Origin of the sequence: Acinetobacter sp. Q186-3 (assembly GCF_013420655.1) — a bacterium.
GTDB classification, from domain to species: Bacteria; Pseudomonadota; Gammaproteobacteria; order Pseudomonadales; family Moraxellaceae; genus Acinetobacter; species Acinetobacter indicus.
The window spans coordinates 51,480-68,079 of record NZ_VOXS01000002.1; the positions used below are offsets into that span (position 1 = coordinate 51,480).

Genomic DNA, 16,600 nt, shown 5'->3' on the forward strand with positions numbered 1-16,600 from the left:
AGCGTAGAAATCACTTTCTCTTGATCTATAAAAAACAGTAATTTAACCCATTAAAATTAGTTATTTAAACGCTTCAGCAATTCGCTTGGCGACAGATAACCACCAAGGTAAACCCCGTCTGCACTATAGATTGCCGGTGTACCGTTCACCCCAATATTCAGACCCAGCTGATAGTGTTCACGTACTGGCGTTTTGCAGCTCGCGGCAGGCAGTTCAGCACCGGCAATGGCCTGATCAAAAGCCGCATGGCGGTCTTGGCTACACCAGACGCTTTCCATGGCCGGAATAAACTGTTCACCACGTGGCCAGGCAATATAGCGCACTTCAATGCCTTTGCTGTTCAGCTCATCCATATGTTCATGCAGCTTGTGGCAGTATGGACAGCTGACATCGGTAAACACATAAATGACGTGTTTGGTTTCGCCCTTGGCTTTATAGATCAGCAGATCCTGCTCTTTCAGGCTGGCAAAAATCTGTTTATTGGTGCCGGCTTGCAGGCTCTCACCGACATTATGCAGCTGTTTGTCGCCTAAACGGATCACATCGCCTTGGAAAATGTATTTGCCATCGCTGGTGGCATAGACCGCAGACATGCCTTCCAGGCTGACCCAGTACAGATTCGGGACTTCCGTGGTTTTGACTTCAGTAATTTTGGCCTGAATGCCAGCAGTTTTAAAATGCTGTTCCAGGGTTTTGACCAGACGCTGCTGGGCATTACGTTCAGAAAGGGTAGAGGCTTCCCCGGTTGCCGGTGCACTGGCCGTAAGCGTGGTTTGTTTTTTCTCATCATTATTGCTCGAGCACGCCGTCAGGCCCAGGCCTGCAGCAAGTGTCATGGCCATTACAATTTTCGCGCGGGTAAATGTCATTGCTAACCCTTTTCTTATCGATATAAAAACAAGGAGGCTAGCATAACAAAAAAAAATGACCGATCGAAAACTTCTTGGTCGTATTTCGGCAGTGCGGTTAAGCGCGAGGATGATGGGTCGCGTGCAGCTGCTGCATGCGAATCTGCGCGACATGGGTATAAATTTGTGTGGTCGACAGGTCGCTATGTCCCAGCAGCATTTGCACCACGCGCAGGTCCGCGCCATGATTGAGCAGATGGGTGGCAAAAGCATGGCGTAAGGTATGCGGCGATAATTCGGCCTGAATCCCGGCCTGTAGTGCATAGCGTTTAATCGCATACCAGAAGTTCTGCCGGCTCATGATGCCGCCATGCTGGGTCAGAAATAAATAATCGGTGCTGGTTTTATACAGCTGCGGCCGCGCCTCTTGCAGATAGTGTTCTACCCATTCACAGGCGACTTGGCCCAAAGGTACCAGACGTTCTTTATTGCCTTTACCGACAATGCGCAAATAACCCTGTTTCAGGTTAATCAGCTCCAGACGCAAATTCAGCAATTCAGAGACACGTAAACCACAGGCATACAGTACTTCAAACATGGCCCGGTCGCGCAGACCCAGTGCTGTATTGACATCCGGTGCCTGAATTAGCGCTTCAACATCGGCTTCAGACAGATCTTTGGGCAAGGCCCGGCCCAGTTTTGGGGTTTTATGTGCGGCGACCGGATTGTCGGCGCGTAGTTTCTGCTCACGCAGAAATTTATAAAAGGCTCTTAAGGCCGATAGGCAGCGGGCAATCGAACGTGGGCTTTTTTGCTGTTTGGTCAATTCAATCAGGACATCGGAAATATCATCATGGTTCCAGTCCAGCATCGAACTGGGCACGCAGGCACTGCATAACATTAAGTCGGACAGATAGGCATTGCGGGTATGTGGACTGACGGTTTGTGCTACCAGATGATCACGAAAGCCCTGCAAATAGCTTAAATGTTCCGGAATGGTGACAGGTGCAGGAATGCGGGGCTTTTTATTGAGCATGTGGATCACTTTAATTTAAGAATTCGATCAAGATCATTGGAATTCTCCAATGTAGAGTAATTTTTCCGGGCTGTCGATGTGATATAAGAACGGAAACGTAATCAATCCTTATTTGTTAATTATTCTCATTTGTTTGTATACTATTTAAAAGAGCTTAGGAATTTCACAGTGCGTTTATCAGAGTTAAAGGTAAAGCAGACGGCCATTATCCGCCAGATTATCCGGCAGGATGAGGGAGGCGAGTCACACAATGACTTGGTGGCCAGCCGTCTGGAAACATTGGGGTTTGTGCCGGGCACGCGCGTTCAGGTCATTACCAAAGGTGTTTTTGGCGGGGACCCGATTCTGATTCAGGTCGGTTTTACCCGTTTTGCCTTACGCAAAAATGAAGCAGAGAAAATTGAAATTGAAGATGGAGTCACTACATGAGTGATGCCTTACGTATTGCCCTTGTAGGGAATCCTAACTGCGGTAAAACCTCATTATTCAACCATTTAACTGGTACACACCAGAAAGTTGCCAACTATGCCGGCGTAACGGTCGAACGTAAAGTCGGTCATTTTAATTTACCTTCAGGCAAGCCGGTACGGGTGCTGGATTTACCTGGCACTTATAGCTTGAATGCTGCCAGCCCGGACGAAGCCATTACCCGTGATGTGGTACAGGGCAAACTGGCAGAAGAAGGCCAGCAGGATGCTTTCCTGTGTGTGGTTGATGCCACCAATCTGAAGCTGCATCTGGGTCTGGTACTGGAAATGATTGAACTGGGTCGTCCAATGTTGCTGGTGCTGAACATGATGGACGAAGCGCGTCGTCGTGGCATGCAGATCAACACCCAGAAACTGTCTGAGCGCCTCGGTGTGCCGGTGGTAGAAACCGTGGCCGTGCGCCGTTCCGGGATTGAAAACCTGATGAATGCGCTGGATCAGGGTAAATATGCGCTGCCACATACCGAATTGACCGGTCTGAAAGGCGATGCCCATCAGAAGGTCGAAACCCTGCTGAATGATGTGGTGCAATACGTCGATCAGGAAGATAAACGTTCCGATTTCCTGGATAAGGTGTTCCTGCATCCGGTGCTGGGTCTGGTCAGTCTGGCAGTCATGATGTTTATCATTTTCCAGGCGGTCTTTGCCTGGGCAGCCCCGTTTATGGACGGGATTGAAACCTTCTTTGGCTGGCTGGGTGAAGTGATTGGTGGCAGTATTGCTCATCCTTTACTGAACAGTCTGGTGGTGGACGGGATTATTGCCGGTGCCGGTGGTGTGGTGGTGTTCCTGCCGCAAATTCTGATTCTGTTCTTCTTTATTCTGGTGCTGGAAGAATCTGGTTATTTACCGCGTGCTGCATTCCTGCTGGATAAACTGATGTTTAAAGCCGGTTTAAGTGGCCGTGCCTTTATTCCGTTACTGTCCAGCTTTGCCTGTGCGATTCCGGGGATTATGGCAACGCGCAGTATCAGCGACCCGCGTGACCGTTTAACCACTATTTTTGTGGCACCGCTGATGACCTGTTCCGCGCGTTTACCGGTGTATGCGCTGTTAATTGCCGCCTTTATTCCGGAACAAACGGTATGGGGCCTGTTTAACCTGCAGGGTCTGGTGCTGTTTGCGCTGTATATGGCTGGTATTTTAAGTGCGCTAGGCGTGTCTTTTGTGCTGAAGTTTTTCCAGAAAGACAAGTCCGATCACATGCTGTTGATGGAACTGCCAAGTTACCGTTTCCCGGACATCAAAAACGTCTGGATTGGTTTGCTGGATCGCGCCCGAATCTTCCTGAAACGGGTCGGTGGCATCATCTTTGCCCTGTCGATTCTGCTCTGGTTCCTGTGTACCTTCCCGCAGCCGCCAGAAGGCGCGACCATGCCGGCGATTGATTATACCTTTGCCGGGATGCTGGGCCATATCATGCAGCCAATTTTTGCCCCACTGGGCTTTAACTGGCAGATCTGTATTGCCTTGATTCCAGCAATGGCAGCCCGTGAAGTGGTGGTGGCAGCACTGGGTACCATTTACGCCCTGTCAGGGGATGAAGATGCCATGGCCGATGGTCTGGCCAGCATCATCAGCAGCGGTGGTGACTTGGGCTGGTCATTGGCGACCGGTTTATCGCTACTGGTCTGGTTTATTTATGCGCCGCACTGTCTGGCGACGCTGGCCACGGTACGCCGTGAAACGGCATCGTGGAAAACAGTGGGCTTTATGACCGTGTATCTGTTTGGTCTGGCCTATTTGATGTCATTCCTGACCTATCAGATTGCATCCAACCTGTTGGCTTAAGCCGAAACAAAAAAAGGAGACTGAAATGATTGAAGTATTGATTGTGGCGGTATTGGTGATGTGGAGCACGCTGGTGGTCTTCAAAAAGGTATTCCCGAAGACTTCAAATTCAGTCTTTCTGAAGTTGTCGGATGCCTGTACGGCAAAAGGCTGGCACACGCTGGGCAAATGGTTCAGACCGAAAATGGCTGCCGGTTGTGGTGGTGGCTGTGATTGTCCGGTATCGGAGCAGGCCAGCAAGAAAACTGAAGTACAAGGGGTCAAGTGGAAGTAAGCCCTTGAGCATCAAAAAAGCCGTCATCTCTATGACGGCTTTTTTACGCACTGACACAAAATTTTTTCCAGAAACTGCAAACAGAAAAAGCATTCAAAACCCCAAAGTGCTAACATTTCCGCAGTTTAAAATCCAAATCATTGATGGAGCTCAAATGTTAATACAACGCGGTGGATTAAAAGTTGTGGCAGGTCTTGGCATTTCAGGTGTTGCAGCAGTCAACTTCTTGCATGATCAGGGCTACCGCGTTGCCGTAACAGACTCTCGAGCGACACCCCCCGGTTATGACCAGATTCCGGCCGAGGTTCAGACCAGTTTTGGCCAGTTTGACCAGGAACTGCTGTTGTCTGCTGAAGAAATTATCATCAGTCCGGGGCTTGATCCAAAACTGCCAGAAATTCAGACGGCAATAGCGCAGGGCATTCCGGTGGTCAGTGAAATCCAGATTTTGCGCCGTGCTACCGATAAGCCAATTGTGGCCATTACCGGCTCCAATGCCAAAAGTACTGTAACCACGCTAATTGGCCTGATGGCTGCCGATGCTGGCAAGAAGGTCGCGGTTGGAGGCAATCTGGGCCGTCCGGCGCTGGATTTAACCAAAGATGATCCGGAGCTGTATATTCTGGAACTTTCCAGCTTTCAGTTAGAAACCACGTCAAACCTGAATGCTGAAGTGGCGGTGGTGCTGAACATGAGTGAAGACCATCTGGACCGTCATGGTGACATGCTCGGTTATCACACCGCCAAACACCGTATTTTCCAGGGCGTGAAACAGGTGGTGTATAACCGTGATGATGCACTGACCCGTCCGCTGGTGCCAGATACCACCCCTATGCAGAGCTTTGGCCTGAACGCACCAGATATCAACCAGTTCGGTATTTTAAAAGAAACAGATGGCACCATTTGGCTGGTGCGTGGCCGTGAACGTCTGCTGAAAAGCAGCGACATGTATATTCAGGGTACGCATAATATTGCCAATGCCTTGGCCTGTCTGGCGCTGGGTGAAGCGATTGGCCTGCCGATGGACAGTATGCTGAACACCTTAAAAAGCTTTAAAGGTCTGGAGCATCGCTGTGAATTCGTCAAAGAGGTCGCAGGCGTGCGTTATTATAATGACTCCAAAGGCACCAATATTGGCGCTACCCTCGCGGCACTAGAAGGTTTGGGTGCAGCAATTCAGCCGCATGGCGGTCAGGTGGCCATTATTTTAGGTGGGCAGGGCAAAGGCCAGGACTTTAAGGCACTGCGTCAGGCGCTCAGTCAATATGCCAAACTGGCAGTGTTGATTGGTGAAGATGCCGCACTCATTGAAGCGGCAGTACAGGGCACCACTACGCTGCTCCATGCCGACAGTCTGCAACAGGCGGTACAGCTGTGCCAGCAGCATACCCAGCCACAGGATGTCGTGTTATTGTCACCTGCATGTGCAAGTTTTGATATGTTCTCGGGCTATCCGGAACGTGGTCGTCAGTTCGTGACTTATGTCAACGAACTTGGTCAAGAATAATAAGGATTTGGGATATGGCTGGCTTTGCTCAGACAACGATCAATAAAATCACTCAGGTCTATGAGCGCTGGTTACCGCGGTTACCGGCCGAAGTAAATGTGCGCAATGTGCTCATTTTTAGCGTATTGGCCTTGCTCTGTATCGGCTCGATTATGGTGGCATCTGCCTCAATGCCCTATGCCGAGCGTATGCATGAAAATGCCTTCCATTATGTACTGCGGCATGGTATTTCAATTGCGGTGGCGCTAGCTGCCGCCTATACCGTGTATAAAGTTCCCTTAAACCTCTGGTTCAATAACACCTTCTTTTTATGGATTATTACCATTGCCTTGCTGATTGCAGTACTGGTGGTTGGCACCGAAGTCAATGGTTCCAAACGCTGGATTCGGGTGGCCGGGTTTACCTTGCAGGCTTCGGAAGTGGCCAAGGTGATGATGGCCATTTTTACCGCCGACTACGTGGTACGTCGCGCCGAAGAAGTGCGTAATAATATTAAAGGTCTGGTGCGGCTGGCGGTAATTATGGCAGCGACTGTGGGTCTGATTATGGCAGAACCGGATTTGGGTGCGACCGTGGTGATTGCGCTGACCATGCTTGGCGTGTTCTTCCTGGCCGGTGCACCGCTGATTCAGTTCGGGATTGCCTTGGGTGCGATGCTGGGTGCGTTTACCTTCTTGGTGGTGTTTGAACCCTATCGTTTTGAACGTTTAATGTCTTTCTCTAACCCGTGGAATGATCCGCTCGGGGCCGGTTATCAGCTGTCAAATGCCTTAATGGCTTTTGGCCGTGGTGAATGGGCCGGGGTGGGTTTGGGGCATAGTATCCAGAAAATGTCCTATCTGCCGGAAGCGCATACCGACTTTATGCTGGCCGTTTTAGGCGAAGAATTTGGCTTTTTTGGCATTCTGGTGGTGCTGAGCCTGTCTTTCACCATGCTGGTCTGCTGTATTCGCATTGGTCATCGTGCCTTGCGTCATCAGTACTTGCGTGCCGGTTATCTGGCCTATGGCATCAGCATCATCTTCCTGTTACAGATTCTGGTGAATGCCGGCATGAATATGGGCATGTTGCCGACCAAAGGATTGACCCTGCCATTTATCAGTTATGGGGGTTCATCGCTAATTATGTGTGCGGTGATGGTCAGTCTGATTTTAAAGATTGAAAGTACTACCCAGCAAACCAATCCAAGCCGTGAGGAATCAAGCTTCTAGATTGCTCTGCTGAAATGGATCTGGCTGAGCATGGTGCAACACTGTGCTTGGCATTTCTGTTTTACAGTTCAGACATTTGACAAAGCTGCCTTTGGCTTTGGATAGCGGAATTAAAGGAATAAAAAATAAGGAAAAATAATTGCGCTGCTGCTTCAGTTCATAGCTGGTGCGGGTGCGACAGACCGGACAGACAAACTGGTTTTTCTCCAGCACTTTGGTTTTTGGACCAATCCCGAAAATAAAAAACATAGTAATCCCATCTTGCAGTTATTTTTTTCTAGATTAGCGCAAATTGTGTAGTTATGCGTAGCTGCCCTGTAGCTGAGTTGTATGTGGAATGGCCTCAATTGACCACTGGGCAATGGCCTGCTGCAGCATACGTGCCGGGGTGTCTAAAACTACCGGAGGTTGATGCAAGGCCATGAGCGCCTGTTGTAATAGCAGAGGAGCCTGATTTAAATCCAGCGGCTGAGCCAGGTTCTGCTTGGAGAGTTTTTGCCCCTGATCATTCATGGCCAGCGGCAAATGCAGATAGTGCAGTTCCGGATAGCCCAGCACCCGCCCAAGCCAGATCTGTCGTTCGGTATTGTCCAAGAGGTCTGCGCCGCGGACGACATCGGTAATGCCTTGCAGATAGTCATCGACCACCACGGCCAGCTGATAGTTAATAATCCCGTCACGGCGTTTTAAGACAAAATCCCCCAGATCTTGTTGCAGGTTGGAGCAATGCCGGCCCTGCAAGCGGTCTTCAAAGCAGATGTCTGTATCGGTCACTTTCAGGCGGATGGCCTGCTGTGCAAAGGGGAGTTGCAGATTGCGACAGGTGCCAGCATAAATATGATTGGAACCGAGCATTTTACGCGTGCACTGACAGGCATAGACCCAGCCTTGCTCGGCGAGTTGCTCAAGAACGTCTTCGTAAATGGCCAAACGGTCTTTTTGAAACAGAATCTTGCCATCCGGCTCGAACTGAAAGGCATCTAAAGAACGCAGGATATGCGCTTCACTGCCGGGATAAATACGGGGAATGTCAGTGTCTTCAATACGGACCAGCCAGCGCCCATGCTGGGCCTTGGCATCGCAATAACTGGCCACCGCGGTAATGAGGGAACCAAAATGCAAAGGGCCGGTTGGCGATGGCGCAAACCGGCCCACGTAATTCTCTTCAGCTTTCCCTCCCTTTATCAAAGGGAGGGGCAGGGAGGGATTACGAATAGACATGCTTAACCGTTATTTTGCTTCTCTTTGATTTCTGCCAAAGTTTTGCAGTCAATACACAAAGTCGCAGTTGGACGCGCTTCTAAACGGCGTAAACCAATTTCGATCCCGCAGGTTTCACAGAAACCGTAGTCATCGTTTTTAATGGCTTCAATGGATTGTTCAATTTTACGGATCAGTTTGCGTTCACGGTCACGGGTACGTAACTCGATGGCAAACTCTTCTTCCTGAGTGGCGCGGTCGTTTACGTCAGGCAATGCAGTATTTTCATCTTGCATTGTGTTTAGCGTACGATCAACTTCAGACATCAGCTCGGCTTTCCAGGCCAAGAGAATCTGACGGAAGTGCTCAAGCTGGCCCTCAGACATATATTCTTCATTTTTTTTCGGCTGATAAGGCTCAATACCAAATAAGCTAGCAGTAGAACCACCTTCTGACGCCTTTGGCTTTGTCTTACGCACGCGCTTTGTAGATTTTTCCTCTACAACATCTGTTTGTTCGTCCAAGACTTGATTTTGGTTGTCATTCGCCATGTAGGGCATTCCTCATCATATACGTATTATCTATACGCAAAAAATATGGTGATATGCAAGTGTTTTTATCCACTCCCAAGGAGAAGATTATCCCTTCGGGGGTCGTCATCATATAGACTTTTTATGTATATTGATAGTCTTTGATGTTTGGATTTCGTCGTATCACGTTTTCCTTCGCAGCCATAACTTAAAGCAAAAAGATTAAAATGAAAAGTTAATAACCTGAAATTTCATTATTTATTTGACCGACCAAATTTTCAACACGATGCACCTGTGTGTCGAACTCGCCATTGCCCTTTAAATGCAAGACCCGATAGCCCGGTGCTTCCTGTCCCAGGGCAAAATCATCACTGTGTGGTTTAAACTGCACTGAAGTCGAAGGCGTTGAATAAAAAGGAATATTGTTCCAGATGTTCAGTGAATCCTGATGCACGTGGCCAAATAAAACCGCTTTAATATTCTGGTGCTTGACCATCACTTCAGTCAGATCGGCGGTATTTTTCAGTTTATGCTGATCGACCCAATGCGACTGCATGGCAAAAGGATGATGATGACAGGCCAGAATCACATGCTGGCCGGCATGTTCGGTTAACAGCTGGTCCAGTTGCGCGAGCTGGGAGGGTTCAATCCGGCCATCAATCTGATTCTTGACCGCACTGTTCAGCAGCATGATGGTCCAGCGACCCAAATGAATGGCATGTACCCGGTTTTGCTGCTGGTGAAACGGAAAATACTCCACTTCATCATGATTGCCCGGAATCTGATAAAACGGAATATTTAGGCGGTGCATAAATGCCAGATAGCGCGCATAGGTCGCCGGCACCGGCACCTGTGCCAGATCCCCGGTATGAACAATGGCATCCAGCTCAGGATAGCGTTGCTGAATATCGCGCATGATGCCATGAAAGCTGTGTTCCGGATTCATCTGCACAAATTTAAGGTCTTCCTGATCCATTAAATGTGTGTCTGAAATCTGGACGATGGTCCAGCTTTGTGTATTTTTGCTTATAAAAGTCATGCCTGACCCCTTAGACATTCCTTATGGTTTAATTTGTTGTTGTAACCATTGCAGGGCGATGATCAGCGGCGCATTCCTGAGCCGACCATTGGCCAATAAGATCGGTAAGTGCTCATACTCAAAAATATGCAATTGAATATTTTCGCCTTCCTCACTAAGACCAAACACACCGCCTTGTTCAGGCAAATTTACTTTCGCACTATATAAATGAAAGATTTCCGCACAAGCCCCTGCAGAAGGATAGAAGGTAAACAGATGCTGCAGTTCTTCAACTTCGCAGCCTGATTCTTCTAGGGTTTCACGGCGAATGCAGCTTTCCGGTGATTCATCACCATCGAGTACGCCCGCAATGACTTCGAGTTGCCAGGGAGAATCCTGATCATCCATTGCCCCAATACGAAATTGTTCTATTAATGCAAATTTATGTTTTTTTTCATCATATAACAATACACCGGCCGCCTCCGGGCGTTGAATCAACTCCCGATGAATGACCGGTGTATAGTGGTTTTGATTAAACAGGCGATGGCTCAGACTGACTTTTTCAACCTGAATAAAGCCACGAAACAAGAATTCACGCTGTTGAATGCGCAGTTCATTTCGACCATAGGTCGCCTGTTTAAGTATTTCCATAAAACATCATACGGATGAAGAACATCAGTTTTCATCCTAACTGAGATTAAATGGAACACAAACTCTTTTTCGATAGTTTAGACGTCGTGGTACAATTTTTGACCAGTCTGCTGATAGGTCTCCTTCATGGCTTTGAGACCTTCCGCAACCTCTGTGTCGCTTTGCATGGCTTCTTTAGCAAGATTCTGATTTTGCGCATAATCTCTCACATTTTGGGTGATTTTCATGGAGCAGAATTTCGGTCCACACATCGAACAGAAGTGCGCCGATTTGTGTGCTTCTTTCGGCAAGGTTTCATCATGCATACTGCGCGCCGTATCCGGGTCCAGACTCAGGTTAAACTGATCTTCCCAGCGGAATTCAAAGCGGGCTTTGGACAGGGCATTGTCACGCGCCTGCGCACCCGGATGGCCTTTGGCCAGATCGGCGGCATGTGCAGCAATCTTGTAGGTGATAATACCGTCTTTAACATCTTTCTTGTTCGGCAGACCTAAATGCTCTTTTGGCGTCACATAGCACAGCATGGCCGTGCCATACCAGCCAATCATGGCGGCCCCAATGGCCGAGGTAATATGGTCATAGCCCGGTGCAATATCGGTGGTTAGCGGACCAAGGGTATAGAACGGCGCCTCTTTGCAGACTTCCAGTTGCAGATCCATATTTTCCTTGATCATATGCATTGGCACATGGCCCGGGCCTTCAATCATCACCTGCACATCATGTTCCCAGGCGCGATGCGTTAACTCGCCCAAGGTGCGAAGTTCGCTGAATTGTGCTTCATCATTGGCATCCTGGATACAGCCCGGACGCAGACCATCGCCCAGACTGAACGACACGTCATAGGCTTTCATGATTTCGCAGATTTCATCGAAGTGGGTATACAGGAAGTTTTCTTCATGATGCGCCAGACACCACTGTGCCATGATTGAACCACCACGTGACACAATACCGGTGAGGCGGTTGGCGGTCAGCGGTACATAACGCAGCAGTACCCCAGCATGAATGGTGAAGTAGTCCACACCTTGTTCGGCCTGTTCAATCAGGGTGTCTTTAAAGATTTCCCAGGTCAGGTCTTCTGCTACGCCGTTAACTTTTTCCAGCGCCTGATAAATTGGCACGGTACCAATTGGCACCGGCGAGTTGCGGATAATCCATTCGCGGGTTTCATGAATATTTTTCCCGGTCGATAGGTCCATGATGGTATCGGCGCCCCAGCGGGTGGCCCAGGTCATTTTCGCCACTTCTTCGGCAATGTCGGAACCCAGTGCCGAGTTACCAATATTGGCATTAATTTTCACCAGGAAATTACGGCCAATAATCATCGGCTCAATTTCAGGGTGGTTAATGTTGGCGGGAATAATGGCGCGGCCGGCAGCGACTTCCTGACGTACAAATTCCGGGGTAATTTCACGCAGGTTTTGTGCACCAAAGTTTTGTCCCGGATGCTGGCGCATATCGACGCCTTGCTGTTGGCGCAGGTTTTCACGGATGGCGATGTACTCCATTTCCGGGGTAATAATGCCCTGTTTGGCATAATGCATTTGGGTCACGTTATGCCCGCGTTTGGCCCGACGCGGTTTCTGGATATGGGCAAAACGGATGTCGGCGGTGCGGATATCGCGCAGGCGTTCCTGACCGAATTTAGAACTGAGCTGATCCAGAATTTCAGTATCGTTACGCTCTTCAATCCAGCGTTCACGCACATTCGGTAAACCCTGGTTCAGATCAATATTGACTTCCGGGTCGGTGTAAACGCCAGAGGTGTCATAGACCATTACCGGCGGATTGTGTTCACCGCCTAAACTGGTTGGGGTCTCGGTCAGTTCAATCTGGCGCATCGGGACAAGGATATCCTCACGTGAGCCCTGGATATAGACTTTGCTCGAAGCGGGTAAAATACGGGTGAGGTCTTTGGCATCTTGCTCGTGTTGAGCAGAAATAGCCTCGGAAGAAAGATTCGTTAATTGGTTCATACCATGATCCTTATGAAGAGCATCAACGAATCAAGCACGACCAAAACGAAACGGATTTATCCTGAATAATAAATCGAAACTTAAGGTTTAGTTGCGCTTGATTCCTACGCAGGTGTTAACCTGATCAGGTTCAACGGTACTTGTGCTTAATCATCTATACGGTTAGACAATTACACAATCTCAGCGAGGATTTACTCGCGCTCCGTCAAGCTGCTTAAATCTTAACAGGTTGGCTTAAAAAGGCCAGTGATAAAACTGCCAAATTGGTGGGTGGCTTAGTTATTCTGATAAGGCATACAGACCGCATCGCTAAAACAGTCACGGGTCGGACTTAAGCCGTTTAGCGGTAAATCCAGATAATGGGACAGCTGCTTTAGCGCCAGGGTGTTGGCACGTTCATTGTTTTGTTCCTGTGCGGTCAGGCTGACTGGAATACGGTTACGCCGTTCCTGTGGCGACATCTGTACAAAGCTGCGGAATTTACGCGCCTGATCTGCCAGTCGTGACTGCTCCAGCTTGGCCAGCTTTTCAATTTCATACCAGACACTGGGCTGAATCGCATATTCTGCTTCATAGCTGTCTGAAACCGGGGTATTTAAGGTGCCTTTAAACAGGAACATACGATAGACCTGATCCAGATAACGCGCATCGCGGATATAACTGCTGTCAGGATAGTTTTTGACATAATCTTCCCAGAACAGGGCGCGACGCACCACTTCCTGGGCATCAATGGTCAGGCCGCCATCACGAATCGGACGCTGCATATTCTGTTCGGCCAGATTTTCAATAAAAATCCGTTCGGCATCGGGCAGATAAGGCGCAAAAATACGAGCCAGGTACTGCGGATTACGCCGATAGACCAGTTGCCCTTCACCGGCATCATACAGGTCGACATAGGCCTGACCTTTGTGTTTCAGCAGATACTGGTCGCGTAAGGCAAACTGTTCGAAATGGCTTTGCTGAATGGTGGGATGCTGGGCCAGATCAAAGGCATACTGATCAAAAGCGGTCTGCTGCTGGGCGGTACGTTCGACTTTCAGAAAATTCTGGTACATCTGGGCAGACAGTTCCAGCAGATGCTGCTGGTCGGGGAAATCCATTAGTGGCAAACAGACTTTTAAATCCTGGTTAATCTGTTCCAGGGCAAAGGTGGTGCGCTGCTGGTTAATCTCGCGCATTTCCTGTTCAATACCGCGGCAGATCGACTTTAAATCGACCGCCTGTTCAGCCACAGCCTGCTTCGGCTTCTGTTCAATGACCACAGGAGGTTCTGGCCTTTGACACGCGGTCAAAACCATTGCAGAACATAAACTGAGCAGTAAAGTACGCCAGCGGGGAGAAATAAGCTTCACGATAACCCAATTAAAAAAAGCAGCAAAAAACAACAAGTGCGGAATGTATGGCGCTATTGTAACCAGCTTCGGGCCGGCGAATTGTAGCGTTGTGCTGAAGTTTGGTTACATGGCTGTGAGTGCGCTCCTGGCTCAACTCAACTGGACAGCTTGCTGCTCGGGTTAAAGCGGTAAAATATAAAAAAATAATCAAAAACATACGAAAAAAATGCGATAAATCGCTACTATGGAGCAAATTGAGTCAATGCTTGACTGAGACATGGCCATTTTGGCGAGATGAGTTAAACGAATAAAATGAAGAAAAAAATATGTATATTGGGCCTGCTGTTGTTTAGCCCTTGGACGCAAGCCTTGGATCTGGTCGAGGCCTATGAGCGTGCCAAAGCCACCGATCCGAACTGGCAGGCCAATCTGCTGCAATATGAAGCCGATCAACTGAATTTAGGCATTGCCAAAGGCAATTTGCTGCCGACCGTGACTGTGTCTGGCAATATCACCCGGCGCAGTCAGGACGCCAATGCTGCGACAATTCCAGGTTTTCCAGTCAGCTCTGAAAGCCTGTCACCTTCAGCAACCACCACCCGTCAGGTGAGTGTCACTGCACGCCAGCCTTTATTCCGCTGGGATGCCTGGGAAGGCCTAAAACAGGTCAAAACCTCACTCAGTCTCAGTGAAGTCACCTTAAGACTGCAAAAGCAGGAGCATATTTTAAATGTGGCCGAAGCCTATTTTAATGTGCTGCGCCAGCAGTCTTTAACGACGGCCTATTTGCAGGAAGAGCAGGCACTGCTGGAACAGCTGAACATGATGAATGCCAAGCTGCGCGAGGGACTGGTCGCGCGCAGTGATGTCAGCGAAGCCGAGGCGCAATATCAAAATGCCAAGGCCAACCGGATTGCTACCCATGTGCAGCTGGTGCTGGCACAGGAACAACTGGCGCAGCTGATCGGGCCATATCGTGAAAATCTGGCGGTACTGCGAGATGACTTTCAGTTCCAAAAGCCTTATCCGGCCAGTTTAGAGGCATGGACCGAGCTGGCACAAAGTCAGAACCTGTCCATTTTACAGGCCCGCTTGCAGCAGCGTTATGCCGAAGACCAGAAACGGGTGGAGCAGGCCGCGCGTTATCCGCAAATTGAAGCGGTCGGTACTTATGGCTATAACAAGCAGACGCCACAAAGCCTGATTTCTCAGGATGGTCAGTTTGATCAGGTCGGCATTGAAATGAACTGGAATGTGTTTACCGGCGGCCGTACCCAGCGCAATATCCAGAAAGCAGCAGTGAATGTCGATAAAGCCGAAGCCGAGCTGGATGCGGCCATCCGTAAAGCCAATACCGATGTAAAAAGTGCCTATTTGCAGGTGGAAACCGATCAATCCAAGTTACAGGCACGACAGGCGGCCATGCAATCGGCAGAACTGGTATCGCGCGCCTCCCGTGCCCAATATCATGAAGGCCTAAAAACCATGGTCGATGTCCTGCTGGCCCAGCGTAATGCTTTTTCGGCCAAGCAGGACTATTTGAATGCCAAATATGATTATCTGATTAATGTGCTGCGCCTCCGGGCATCGGTGGGGCAACTCAGTGAAAAAGATCTGGCCGAGATGAACTTGTGGTTAATAGAAAAACCTTAAATTTCAATAAAATAAAATGATGCAATCGGGCACTTGTTTAAATTGTCATAAAAGCTTAATGTTTAATGTGATTTAATAATCAATGATCAAATAAGTCCGTTATTATTGCATTGGAGTACATCTCTTGAGTCCAAATAATCCTGTGTTAAATCACCATATTTCTTCTCAATTTAATGAAGATCTACAGGATGTCAATACAAAATTCATGACCATGGGTGGCTTGGTAGAGCAGCAGGTGGCCAATGCGATTCATGCATTGCTGGACACAGATGCCGCGATGGCAATAGAGGTGCAATTTCAGGACAATGCAGTGAACCGTCTGGAAACTGAAATTGATGAAGCATTAACCCTGATTTTGGCACGCCGTCATCCCGCTGCAATTGACCTGCGCATGGTGATTGCCATGAGCAAGGCCAATACCGACCTGGAACGTATTGGCGATGAAGCGGCCAAAATTGCCCGGATTGCACAAAGCCTATGTGAAGAAGGGGGCTCGCCGCGCGGTTATATGGAGACCCGTCATATTGGTAACCAGGTGCGAGTCATGATTCATGATGCGCTGGATGCTTTTGCCCGTTTGGATGTCGATCAGGCTTTACGTGTACTGCTGGCCGATGCCGATATCGACCGTGAATACCAGTCGGCCACCCGGACTTTAATGACCTATATGATTGAAGATCCACGTCATATTTCCCGCGTCATCAATGTAATGTGGGTACTGCGTTCCCTAGAGCGGATTGGTGACCATGCGCGTAATATTTCCGAGCAAGTGATTTATATGGTCAAAGGTCTGGATGTGCGTCATACCAGCATGGAAGAAATTGAACAGAAAGTTCAAGAACGCTAAGTTTGAATACCAGAAACAGCCTGAAATAATTTCAGGCTTTTTTTTATGGATTACGCATAAAATGGATAAAAAAAATCCCAGATTTTGGGGGAAATCTGAGATCGAAATCGGGGACATTTATATCTATTATAAGAGATGCTTCCATCTCCTTGATTGTTATTATAGGAAGATGATGCGCGGAAATCTTTAAGCTTATTGTAGTCTAATGTTGAGTTTTATAAACAAATGTATCGGCCAGT

Annotated in this window: 16 protein-coding genes and 1 riboswitch; of the genes, 7 read left to right on the top strand and 9 right to left on the bottom strand. The window is 48.7% G+C overall.

Annotated features, from left to right (window positions below; translation table 11 throughout):
- Positions 1-56: 56 nt before the first annotated feature.
- Both FTT64_RS01985 and xerD read right to left on the bottom strand, forming a co-directional pair.
- Positions 57-869 (bottom strand): DsbC family protein, encoded by an 813-nt coding sequence (locus FTT64_RS01985; RefSeq protein ID WP_104473377.1) that lies wholly within the window; start codon positions 867-869, stop codon positions 57-59.
- A gap of 97 nt (positions 870-966) precedes the next feature.
- Entirely contained in the window at positions 967-1,884 is a 918-nt protein-coding gene (gene xerD / locus FTT64_RS01990) for a site-specific tyrosine recombinase XerD (RefSeq protein WP_180182008.1), read from the bottom strand.
- Between the two features lie 168 nt (positions 1,885-2,052).
- On the opposite strand from xerD, the gene FTT64_RS01995 reads away from it, so the two are divergent.
- The 5 genes from FTT64_RS01995 to ftsW all read left to right on the top strand — a co-directional run bounded on the left by FTT64_RS01995 (position 2,053) and on the right by ftsW (position 7,155).
- A complete protein-coding gene (locus tag FTT64_RS01995; RefSeq protein ID WP_005181588.1) occupies positions 2,053-2,313 on the top strand; it encodes a FeoA family protein in 261 nt (86 codons plus the stop codon).
- Positions 2,310-4,163 carry a ferrous iron transporter B gene (locus tag FTT64_RS02000; protein WP_168396708.1) on the top strand — a complete coding sequence of 618 codons (1,854 nt, stop codon included), beginning with the start codon at positions 2,310-2,312 and terminating at the stop codon, positions 4,161-4,163. The genes FTT64_RS01995 and FTT64_RS02000 overlap by 4 nt, the downstream gene beginning before the upstream one ends.
- 25 nt (positions 4,164-4,188) lie before the next feature.
- Positions 4,189-4,437 (top strand): DUF6587 family protein, encoded by a 249-nt coding sequence (locus tag FTT64_RS02005; RefSeq protein WP_016659699.1) that lies wholly within the window; start codon positions 4,189-4,191, stop codon positions 4,435-4,437.
- A 154-nt stretch (positions 4,438-4,591) separates the two neighbouring features.
- On the top strand, positions 4,592-5,944 hold the full coding sequence (gene murD, locus FTT64_RS02010; protein WP_180182007.1) for a UDP-N-acetylmuramoyl-L-alanine--D-glutamate ligase: 1,353 nt from the start codon (positions 4,592-4,594) through the stop codon (positions 5,942-5,944).
- A 14-nt stretch (positions 5,945-5,958) separates the two neighbouring features.
- Entirely contained in the window at positions 5,959-7,155 is a 1,197-nt protein-coding gene (ftsW, locus tag FTT64_RS02015; RefSeq protein WP_180088566.1) for a putative lipid II flippase FtsW, read from the top strand.
- On the opposite strand, the gene FTT64_RS02020 is transcribed toward ftsW, so the two are convergent.
- From FTT64_RS02020 to FTT64_RS02050, 7 genes are all read right to left on the bottom strand, one after another.
- Entirely contained in the window at positions 7,144-7,404 is a 261-nt protein-coding gene (locus FTT64_RS02020; RefSeq protein WP_005181597.1) for a zinc-ribbon domain-containing protein, read from the bottom strand. The genes ftsW and FTT64_RS02020 overlap by 12 nt on opposite strands.
- A gap of 51 nt (positions 7,405-7,455) precedes the next feature.
- Positions 7,456-8,376 (bottom strand): tRNA glutamyl-Q(34) synthetase GluQRS, encoded by a 921-nt coding sequence (gene gluQRS, locus FTT64_RS02025; protein WP_180182006.1) that lies wholly within the window; start codon positions 8,374-8,376, stop codon positions 7,456-7,458.
- A gap of 2 nt (positions 8,377-8,378) precedes the next feature.
- Positions 8,379-8,906 carry an RNA polymerase-binding protein DksA gene (gene dksA / locus FTT64_RS02030; RefSeq protein WP_016659695.1) on the bottom strand — a complete coding sequence of 176 codons (528 nt, stop codon included), beginning with the start codon at positions 8,904-8,906 and terminating at the stop codon, positions 8,379-8,381.
- A gap of 214 nt (positions 8,907-9,120) precedes the next feature.
- A complete protein-coding gene (locus tag FTT64_RS02035) occupies positions 9,121-9,924 on the bottom strand; it encodes a metallophosphoesterase (protein ID WP_180182005.1) in 804 nt (267 codons plus the stop codon).
- Positions 9,925-9,945: 21 nt separating this feature from the next.
- Positions 9,946-10,554: an NUDIX domain-containing protein gene (locus tag FTT64_RS02040; protein WP_005181612.1), complete on the bottom strand. Its 609-nt coding sequence runs from the start codon at positions 10,552-10,554 to the stop codon at positions 9,946-9,948.
- Between the two features lie 77 nt (positions 10,555-10,631).
- Complete coding sequence (gene thiC / locus FTT64_RS02045; RefSeq protein ID WP_180182004.1) at positions 10,632-12,527, bottom strand: phosphomethylpyrimidine synthase ThiC; 1,896 nt, start codon at positions 12,525-12,527, stop codon at positions 10,632-10,634.
- An 84-nt stretch (positions 12,528-12,611) separates the two neighbouring features.
- Positions 12,612-12,742: riboswitch (TPP riboswitch) on the bottom strand.
- 60 nt (positions 12,743-12,802) lie between these two features.
- Positions 12,803-13,825 (bottom strand): hypothetical protein, encoded by a 1,023-nt coding sequence (locus tag FTT64_RS02050; RefSeq protein ID WP_042119428.1) that lies wholly within the window; start codon positions 13,823-13,825, stop codon positions 12,803-12,805.
- A gap of 348 nt (positions 13,826-14,173) precedes the next feature.
- Between FTT64_RS02050 and FTT64_RS02055 the strand changes: the two genes are divergently transcribed.
- Positions 14,174-15,514, top strand: a complete 1,341-nt coding sequence (locus FTT64_RS02055) for a TolC family outer membrane protein (protein WP_168383639.1) — start codon at positions 14,174-14,176, stop codon at positions 15,512-15,514.
- Positions 15,515-15,638: 124 nt separating this feature from the next.
- Entirely contained in the window at positions 15,639-16,361 is a 723-nt protein-coding gene (gene phoU / locus FTT64_RS02060) for a phosphate signaling complex protein PhoU (RefSeq protein ID WP_005181619.1), read from the top strand.
- Positions 16,362-16,600 lie beyond the last annotated feature (239 nt).